We start from the raw sequence: 10,483 nt of genomic DNA, 5'->3' as shown, positions 1-10,483 counted from the left end.
CCAACCAATCCGGATGATTCGAAGACGTTGACCTCGGACAATCTGGTAACCCTGACCGCCACCATCACCGACAAGGATGGCGACAGCGCTCATGCCACGCTGAACATCGGCCAGAACCTGGTGTTCAAGGATGACGGACCGAGCATCAGCACCACCGGCACGGAGCCAGTCCTGACGGTCGATGAAACGGTGCTGGCCACCAACGACACCCAGAGCTTTACCGCCAACTTCAGCTCGGCGTTTGGCGCTGACGGTGCGGGTACGTTGACCTATGCACTGGGCGTGGTCGCGGGCGGTTCCGGGCTGACCGATACCGCTACCGGCCAAGCGGTGAATTTGTCGCTTAACGGTACAGTCGTGGAAGGCCGCACGGCGATTAGCAACGATCTGGTATTCACCGTCAGCGTCGCAGCCAATGGTGACGTTACCCTCGATCAGATCCGCGCCGTGGTACATCCCGACCCAACCAATCCGGATGATTCGAAGACGTTGACCTCGGACAATCTGGTAACCCTGACCGCCACCATCACCGACAAGGACGGCGACAGCGCTCATGCCACGCTGAACATCGGCCAGAACCTGGTGTTCAAGGACGACGGGCCAAGCATCAGCACCACCGGCACGGAGCCAGTCCTGACGGTCGATGAAACGGTGCTGGCGACCAACGACACCCAGAGCTTTACCGCCAACTTCAGCTCGGCGTTTGGCGCTGATGGTGCGGGTACGCTGACCTATGCGCTGGGCGTGACTGCCGGCCCGTCGGGGCTGACGGACACAGCCACCGGTGAAGCGGTCAACCTGTCGCTCAACGGCAGCGTGGTCGAAGGCCGCACGGCCATCACCAACCTGCTGGTGTTCACCGTCAGTGTGGCCGCCAACGGTGACGTCACTCTCGACCAGCAACGGGCCATAGTGCATCCAGACCCAACCAATCCGGATGATTCGAAGACGCTGACCTCGGACAATCTGGTGACCCTGACCGCCACCATCACCGACAAGGACGGCGACAGTGCCCATGCCACGCTGAACATCGGCCAAAACCTGGTGTTCAAGGACGACGGGCCAAGCATCAGCACCACCGGCACGGAGCCAACCCTGACGGTTGACGAAACGGTACTGACCACCGACGCCACCCAGAGCTTTGCGGCCAACTTCACCTCGGCGTATGGCGCCGATGGCGCCGGCACGCTGACCTATGCGCTGGGCGTGGTGGCGGGTGCCTCCGGGCTGACCGACACGGCCACCGGTGAGGCGGTCAACCTGTCGCTCAACGGCAGCGTGGTGGAAGGCCGCACAGCCACTACCCACCTGCTGGTGTTCACCGTCAGCGTGGCCGCCAACGGTGACGTTACCCTCGACCAGCAACGGGCCGTGGTGCATCCCGATCCAACCAATCCGAATGATTCGACGAGTCTGTCCTCGGACAATCTGGTAACCCTGACGGCGACCAAAACCGATGGAGACGGCGACAGCGCCCATGCCACGCTCAACATCGGCCAGAACCTGGTGTTCCAGGACGACGGCCCTTCACTTGCCTTTGGCAACCTGATCGGCACCGGTAGCATCCTTCCACAACAGGGATACTGGGATCATTCAACCGGAGCCGACGGACTGGGTGCAACCGGTCTGGATATTTCGTTGGTGAATAACCAATTCACTCTCGTCAGGCCAGACAACACGACCACCACCGGGACCGGCACGCTCACCGAGCAATCGCCCTCGCCGGATGTCAATGGCGCGTTCCACTTCGCAGGGACGTTGACCGGTGATTTCGACAACAACGCCGCCACCGCGAATACCAGCGTTGACTACACGCTGACCGCCTTTGCCAATGGCACCTATGCACTGGACCTGGTGCAAGGTTTCAGTTCCGAGATCGTGCTCAGCAGCGCCGACGGTTCGCTCAGTGCCGGCGGCCCGGATCCGGTGCGCACCTTGCTGATCCCGCCGCAGAATCCGCCGACGATTCCTTCGCCATCTGAGGAGATTGTGTTCTTTTCCGCGAAAGCAACGGCGTCGACTGCGGACATCCTGACCGGTATCGGGCTTGGAGCCCCCGATCCCACCGAAGCCCAGCTACAGACCAACCCCCTGCCGTCGTACATCGACCCGAGGGCCATGAACGTCAGCACGTCCGGCATCGGCATCGCCAATAACCTGTTCCAGGGAGACAACCTGGCGGCCATCAGCAATGCCGATGAAAGCTTCGTGATCAACCCGGAAAGCCTGCTGACGAGCATGAAGGTCTTCATCGACAACTCCGTGGGGGGTTACGACACGGCGACCGAGGACCTGTACTACAGGGCCTTCTACGAGGATGGCACGTTCTCGAACCTGATCGAGGTGAACACCGTGACACCGGAGGCCGGTGGACAGGTGTCCTTCCTCATTCAGCAGCAGGGCACGAAGTTGATCGACGCTGTTCAGCTCACGATGGGCCGAGGCGAGATCAAGATCCCGACGATCGAGTTCACTCATGAGACCGAGAGCCTGGCCAGCGATGTCAAGCTGGCGTTCAACGCGACGCTGACAGACAAGGATGGGGACTCGGCGACGAGCACGTTCGACGCCAACCTGTTCGCCAACGACCTGGGCACCACCTTCGACTTCACGCTGGTGGGCACGAGTGGTGAGCGGGATGCCTTCAACATCGACTTGTCACTTCCTCAAAACAAGTACCAGATCACCGGCTTCGATGCGAGCGCAGGGCTGCGCGACACGCTGGTGCTCAACGGCGACCAGAACGCCGTTGTCCAGTCGATCGACAACAGCGGCGCCAACAGCGTCGTGACGGTTGCCGAAACGGGCGGACAAGTCACGACCATCACCTTGGTCGGGGTTGATGTTCTGAATACCGACATTGTCCATGGCAGCGCCTGAGGCAGCGCGTGCGTGAAAGGATGCGAGGGTGGTGGAAACCACCCTCGCATTTTTTTGCAGTGCCAATATCAGATCCGCACGGATCGCATTCGTTGTGAGCGCTCTAGCACCACAAGCCTTGAACACTGGCCCCCTGCGGCCAGGCCTGCGACGAGGACGACTAGTCTGAAACTCCCAGCCCGCGTGGGAGTTTCGGCTGATGTGCAATCCCCAGTGCTTCTCCATAGTTGCGACCAATGGTCAACGGTCAGGCCTCGATGACCGCAACTACCCCAGGAACAAGTTATGACTATTGTCGAGCAAAATTCATCGCTGCCGGGCGATCCGACTTCCCTATACACTTCGACCCTCGACCCATCGCTGACAACGTCGATTACGACCAACGCGCTGAGTGTCGTGGCCTCCGGCGCGAGCGTTACGCTGGACGAAACGGCCGGGCTACAGAACCTCACCGCCACGCCAAGCCCCGCGGGAGACGCTGACGACAACGACATTCTGCTGGCCTCCCTGCCCTCGACTTTCTCTACCCGTTTGACCGCACTGGGGGCAGGTACCGCCACGGGTGCGGCCTTGAGTGGCTATACCGGTGCCGCAGGCAATACCGGCAGCAATGCGTTCAGCGTCAGCGCTGACCCCGGAGCAACCATTACCAATATCAGCTTCGTCGACAGCACTGGCGCACTGCTCAATGGTGTGGACAGCGGACTGGATACCCTCAATGGCACCAGCATCCTTCTCTATACCGATACGAACGACAACATCCTTCTGGGCCGAGCCGGAGGTCCAACCGGCGCAATCGTGTTCGCGGCCTATATCGAAGAAACCGGGTCGCCGCTGTCGGGCGGCAAAATCTGGACCGTGGAGTACCAACCGCTCAAGCATCCAGATGCGACGAACCCCGACGATGCGGTCAATCTGCTGAATAAGGTGTTCATCGGAGCCGGTCAGGACGCGGAATTCAGTCTGGCCAATGCGCCGTCGGGCCAGCAGTTGTTCCTGATGTTCACGACCGCGGGCGCGACGGCCGATGCGAACGGCCGGATTCCCGGCGTCTCGATCGTCGTCACCGGCAGGGATCCGCTGGATCAGTCGGCAAGCAGTGCTGCCATCACCAGTGCCGACACGGTTAACAGCAGCCAGGGCGGCGGCAGCACAACCCTGGGCACCAACAACCAGGCGATCACCGAACAGGAAGGCCTGCGCTTCAGCTTCGTCAGCGGTGCCAAGGCGGACTTCACGATCCCCAACCTGAGCCCGGGCGAAGCGGGCGTCGAAGCGAACATCGACTTCACCCAGTACTTCGGCGCCCGCTCCGCGACCTTCAAGGTCGTGCAGGAGACTGGCGGCACCACCGCGAAGCTCTTGCTCACCGCCGTCAAGAACGCCGACAACATCAGCGGGTCGCAGAGCGGCGTCAACTTCATCAACAGCTACGCCAACGACAGCACCGAAAAGGTCGCGATCATCAACGGCAGTGTCACCGTGAAGACGTTCGCGGGCGCCACCGTCAGCGGCGTTGTCATCACCTACAACGCCGACGGCACGGTGTTGATCACCGGCGTTCCGACCGATTCGCAGATCACCTACAGCACGGCGACCGACCACAACCGCGTGATGATCGAGAACGCCGGGTTGCTGACCGACAAGAGCGGCGACAAGACGCACGCTGACTTCGACATTGGCGGCTTCAAGGTGCTGCAGTCCAGCACCTCAACCGCCGAAATCGGCTCCAAGATGATCTTCGAGGATGATGGGCCGAGCATCAGCACCACCGGCACGGAACCGACCCTGACGGTGGACGAAACGGTACTGGCGACCAACGATACCAAGAGCTTTGCCGCCAACTTCACGTCGGCGTTTGGCGCTGATGGCGCGGGCACGCTGACCTATGCCCTGGGCGTGGTCGCGGGAGGCTCAGGGCTGACCGACACGGCCACCGGTGAAGCGGTGAACCTGTCGCTCAACGGCGCAGTGGTCGAAGGTCGCACGGCCACCAGCAACCTGCTGGTGTTCACGGTCAGCGTGGCTGCTAATGGCGACGTCACCCTCGACCAGATCCGCGCCGTGGTGCATCCCGACGCGACCAATCCCGATGATTCGAAGACGCTGACCTCGGACAGCCTGGTGACGCTGACGGCGACCAAGACCGATGGGGACGGCGACAGCGTCCATGCCACGCTAAATATCGGGCAGAACCTGGTGTTCAAGGATGACGCCCCCAGCATCAGCACCACCGGCACCGAGCCAACGCTGACAGTCGACGAAACGGTGCTGGCGACGAACGCCACCCAGAACTTTGCCGCTAACTTCACCTCGGCGTATGGCGCTGATGGAGCCGGCACCCTGACTTATGCGCTGGGCGTGGTCGCGGGCGCCTCAGGGCTGGTGGACACAGCCACGGGCGAGGCGGTGAACCTGTCGCTCAATGGCGGCGTGGTCGAAGGCCACACGGCCACCACCAACCTACTGGTGTTCACCGTCAGTGTGGCCGCCAATGGCGACGTCACCCTCGACCAGCTCCGCGCCGTGGTGCATCCCAATACCACCAATCCCGATGATTCGAAGACCCTGACCGCGGACAATCTGGTGACGCTGACGGCAACCATCACTGACAAGGACGGCGACAGTGCCCACGCCACCCTCAACATCGGCCAGAACCTGGTGTTCAAGGACGACGGGCCGAGCATCAGCACCACTGGCACGGAACCGACGCTAACAGTCGACGAAACGGCACTGGCCACCAACGACACCCAGAGCTTTGCGGCCAACTTCACCTCGGCGTATGGCGCCGATGGCGCCGGCACCCTGACCTATGCGCTGGGCGTGGTGGCGGGTGCCTCCGGGCTGACCGACACGGCCACCGGCCAAGTGGTGAATTTGTCGGTTAACGGCGGCGTGGTCGAAGGCCGCACGGCGACGAGCAACGATCTGGTATTCACGGTCAGCGTCGCCGCCAACGGTGACGTCACCCTCGACCAACTCCGGGCCGTGGTGCATTCCGACGCAAGCAATCCGGATGATTCGAAGACGCTGACTTCGGACAGCCTGGTGACGCTGACAGCGACCAAGACCGACAAGGACGGCGACAGCGCCCAGGCCACCCTCAACATCGGCCAGAACCTGGTGTTCAAGGACGACGGGCCAAGTATCAGCACCACCGGTACGGAACCGACGCTGACGGTGGACGAAACGGTGTTGGCGACCAACGATACCAAGAGCTTTGCCGCCAACTTCACCTCGGCGTTTGGCGCCGACGGTGCCGGCACCCTGACCTATGCGCTGGGCGTGGTCGCGGGCGGCTCCGGGCTGACGGATACGGCCACGGGCCAGGCAGTCAACCTGTCGCTCAACGGCGGCGTGGTGGAAGGCCACACGGCGATTAGCAACGACCTGGTGTTCACGGTCAGCGTCGCCGCAAATGGTGACGTCACCCTCGACCAGATCCGCGCTGTGGTGCATTCCGTCACGACCAATCCCGATGACTCGACGAGCCTGACCTCGGACGATCTGGTGACCCTGACGGCGACCAAGACCGACAAGGACGGCGACAGCGCCCAGGCCACCCTCAACATCGGGCAGAACCTGGTGTTCAAGGATGACGGGCCAAGCATCAGCACCACCGGCACCGAGCCAACGCTGACGGTCGACGAAACGGTGCTGGCGACCAACGATACCAAGAGCTTTGCCGCCAACTTCACCTCATCGTTTGGCGCTGATGGCGCCGGCACGCTGACCTATGCCCTGGGCGTGGTCGCGGGAGGCTCAGGGCTGACCGACACGGCCACCGGTGAGGCAGTCAACCTGTCGCTCAACGGCACCGTGGTCGAAGGTCGCACGGCCACCAGCAACCTGCTGGTGTTCACGGTCAGCGTCGCCGCCAATGGCGACGTCACCCTCGACCAGATCCGCGCCGTGGTGCATCCCGACGCGACCAATCCGGATGATTCGAAGACCCTGACCTCAGACACCTTGGTGACGCTGACGGCGACCAAAACCGATGGGGACGGCGACAGCGCCCAGGCCACCCTCAACATCGGCCAGAACCTGGTGTTCAAGGATGACGCCCCCAGCATCAGCACCACCGGCACCGAGCCAATCCTGACGGTCGACGAAACGGTACTGGCGACCAACGATACCAAGAGCTTCGCGGCTAACTTCAGTTCGGCGTACGGCGCTGACGGGGCCGGCACCCTGACCTACGCACTGGGCGTGGTCGCGGGCGGCTCCGGGCTGGTGGACACGGCCACGGGCCAGGCGGTCAACCTGTCGCTCAACGGTGGCGTGGTCGAAGGCCACACGGCGATTAGCAACGATCTGGTATTCACGGTCAGCGTGGCCGCCAACGGCGACGTCACCCTCGACCAACTCCGGGCCGTGGTGCATCCCGTCACGACCAATCCCGATGATTCGAAGACCCTGACCGCGGACAACCTGGTAACCCTGACGGCGACCAAGACCGATAAGGACGGCGACAGCGCCCAGGCGAGCCTGAACATCGGACAAAACCTGGTGTTCAAGGACGACGGACCGAGCATCAACACCACCGGCACGGAGCCGACACTGACGGTCGACGAGACGGTGCTGGCGACCAACGATACCAAGAGCTTCGCGGCTAACTTCAGTTCGGCGTTTGGCGCCGACGGTGCGGGCACGTTGACCTATGCACTGGGCGTGGTGGTGGGGGCCTCCGGGCTGACCGACACGGCCAGCGGCCAGGCGGTGAACCTGTCGCTCAACGGCGGCGTGGTGGAAGGCCGCACGGCCACCAGCAACTTGCTGGTGTTCACGGCCAGCGTCGCCGCCAATGGCGACGTCACCCTCGACCAGCTCCGCGCGGTGGTGCATCCCAACGCCAGCAATCCCGATGATTCGACGACGCTGTCGGCGGACAACCTGGTGACGCTGATAGCGACCAAGACCGATGGGGACGGCGACAGCGCCCAGGCGACCCTGAACATAGGGCAGAACCTGGTGTTCAAGGACGACGGCCCTACACTTGCCTTCGGCAACCTGATCGGGACCGGTAGTGTCCTTCCACAAACAGGGTACTGGGATCACTCGAACGGAGCCGACGGGCTGGGTGCAACCGGGCTGGATATTTCGTTGGTGAATAACCAATTCACCCTCGTCCGGCCAGACAACACGACCACCACCGGCACCGGCACGCTCACCGAGCAGTCACCCTCACCGGATGCCAATGGCGCCTACCACTTCGCAGGCACGTTGACCGGCGATTTCGACAACAACGCCTCCACGGCAAATACCAGCGTCGACTACACGCTGACCGCCTATACCAATGGCAGCTACACACTGGACCTGGTGCAAGGTTTCAGTTCGACGATCGTGCTCAGCAGCGCCGACGGCTCGCTCAGTGCCGGCGGCCCGGATCCGGTGCGCACGTTGCTGATCCCGGCGCAGAATCCGCCGACTATTCCTTCACCCTCCGAGGAGATTGTGTTCTTTTCCGCCAAGGCAACGGCGTTGCCTTCGGACATCCTGAGCGGTATCGGGCTCGGTAAACCCGACCCCACCGAAGCCCAGCTACAGACCACCCCGCTGCCGTCGTACATCGACCCGGCGGCCATGAACGTCAGCACGTCCGGCATCGGCGTCGGCAATAACCTTCTCCAGGGAGACAGCCTGGCAGCCATCAGCTCCGCCGATGAAAGTTTCGTGATCAATCCGGAAAGCCTGCTGACGGGGATGAAGATTTTCATCGACAACTCCGTGGGGGGGTACAACACGGCGACCGAGGACCTGTACTACCGGATCTACTACGAGAATGGCACGTTTTCGGCCCTCACCGAGGTGAACACTCTGACGCCAGAAGCCGGCGGACAAGTGTCCTTCCTCGTTCAAAAGGAAGGCTCGCTGCTGATTGACGCGGTTCAGCTCACGATGGGCCGAGGCGATGTCAAGATCCCGGTGATCCAGTTCATTCAGCAGACCGAGAACATGGCCAGTGATATCAAGCTGGCGTTCAACGCGACGCTGACGGACAAGGATGGGGACTCGGCGACGAGTGGTTTCAACGCCAACCTGTTCGCCAACGACTTGGGCACCACCTTCGACTTCACGCTGGCTGGCACGGCCGGTGTGCGGGATGCCTTCAACGTCGATTTGTCATTCACCCAAAACAAGTACCAAGTCACCGGCTTCGATGCGAGCGCAGGCCTGCGAGACACGCTGGTGCTCAACGGCGACCAGGGCGCCGTTGTCCAGTCGATCGACAACAGCGGCGCCAACAGCATCGTGACGATTGCCGAAACGGGCGGACAAATCACGACCATCACCTTGGTCGGGGTTGATGTTCTGAATACCGACATTGTCCATGGCAGCGCCTGAGGAAGCGCACGCGTAAAAGAATGCGAGGGTGGTGAGAAACCACCCTCGCATGCCTTACAGGTCTGATATGAGGCTCACGAACGGCGACACAGTGACGGCTGGGCGCCCCGAAGAAATTCAGCGCAGTTGCACCCAAGTGGACTCGGGCGGTTCTTCGTTGTTGGTGAGCCCGTGCTTCTGTGCGTATATCAGCAAGTCGATCCGGTTAACGAGATTAAGCTTTTGATAAATGTTACTGAGGTGATTGTGCACGGTGTGCTCGCTGATACCCAGGCGCCCGGCGATGCACATGTATTTGGCAGACGGATCCCCCACGATGGCGCGAATCAGTTCCCTTTCACGCAGCGTCAACCGCGCCTGTTTCGCTTGCTCCGAATTGCATTTCAAAGGTATATGCCCGGTCGCGGCATAGTCGGAAAGCCCACCGACCCAGGCTCTATCCAGCCCGATGTCGCGATGGTGGACCTGGATGATGGCTCGGATGATCGATTCCGTCGGGTCTTCCGCCAGCACGACGCCGCGTGCGCCCGCCTCTATCGCCTGGGCAACAGGGACGGTTTCGTACAGGCTCTTGAGCACCAGGACTTTCATTTCGGCGCTGCGGGCGAGCCCCGCGACGACCGCCAATGGGTTCAGCGCATCCGGAAAGAAACTGAAAAAAATGACATCGGGACGCAACTGATCGGCAAGATCCAGCGCTTTGGTATAGGTGGTGGCCTGCCCGCTCACTTCCATCTGAGGCTTGCGGGCATTGATCAAGTCTTGAAGGCCCATAAGAACAAGAGGACGACAGTCGATCAGCATCACGCTTATTGGTTTTATTTGGGTCGTCATTACCGTCCTGACTCCCTTGAAAAATGAACGATGGCCTCCACCCGCTGGCCTTCCTGGATCAACAGCTCATTCACCTGTCCATCACGATTGATGGACAGATACGAGCGCCGTCAGGCCTTGACAGTGCCCGCCCAGGTATTAGCCCTGGGGGACACTTCCACCCGTTGCACCGGCAGGGATTGCGGACGTTCCCAGAAGCCGGGCAAAAGCCATCGAAACAACAAAAATAGGAATAATCATCAATAGTTTGCGCTTGATGATGTGCTCCCGCGAACCGCTCAACTGAGTCTAGGCCAGCCCGGCGCGCTGCCGGCCCAGCCATCCGCCAGTCGTCGACTCAGCCTCATGCGGATAGCCCGGCTGATGTTCCCAGCGGTGCCATCCCCCCTAAAAAATCAAGGTCTTAGGCTCGCCACCGGCGACC

3 protein-coding genes are annotated in these 10,483 nt (G+C 61.7%); 2 read left to right on the top strand and 1 reads right to left on the bottom strand.

Annotated elements, in window-relative coordinates:
- The coding region (locus AC07VO_RS26530; RefSeq protein ID WP_495007682.1) for a DUF5801 repeats-in-toxin domain-containing protein at window positions 1-2,880 on the top strand (2,880 nt) is incomplete at its 5' end.
- A gap of 285 nt (window positions 2,881-3,165) precedes the next feature.
- Complete coding sequence (locus tag AC07VO_RS26525) at window positions 3,166-9,225, top strand: DUF5801 repeats-in-toxin domain-containing protein (RefSeq protein WP_192351302.1); 6,060 nt, start codon at window positions 3,166-3,168, stop codon at window positions 9,223-9,225.
- Between the two features lie 117 nt (window positions 9,226-9,342).
- Here the strand turns inward: AC07VO_RS26525 and AC07VO_RS26520 are convergent, their stop codons facing one another.
- Window positions 9,343-10,059: a response regulator transcription factor gene (locus AC07VO_RS26520; protein WP_192351300.1), complete on the bottom strand. Its 717-nt coding sequence runs from the start codon at window positions 10,057-10,059 to the stop codon at window positions 9,343-9,345.
- Window positions 10,060-10,483 lie beyond the last annotated feature (424 nt).

Source organism: Pseudomonas sp. GW821-FHT03E01 (assembly GCF_059420765.1).
Note: the sequence above shows the minus strand (reverse complement) of the source record. Positions and strands in the feature narration are given on the sequence as shown.

Bases quoted from the DNA above. Each gene is read 5' to 3' on its own strand.
- AC07VO_RS26525 (WP_192351302.1), top strand. From the start codon at position 3,166: ATGACTATTGTCGAGCAAAATTCATCGCTGCCGGGCGATCCGACTTCC.
- AC07VO_RS26520 (WP_192351300.1), bottom strand. From the start codon at position 10,059: ATGACGACCCAAATAAAACCAATAAGCGTGATGCTGATCGACTGTCGT.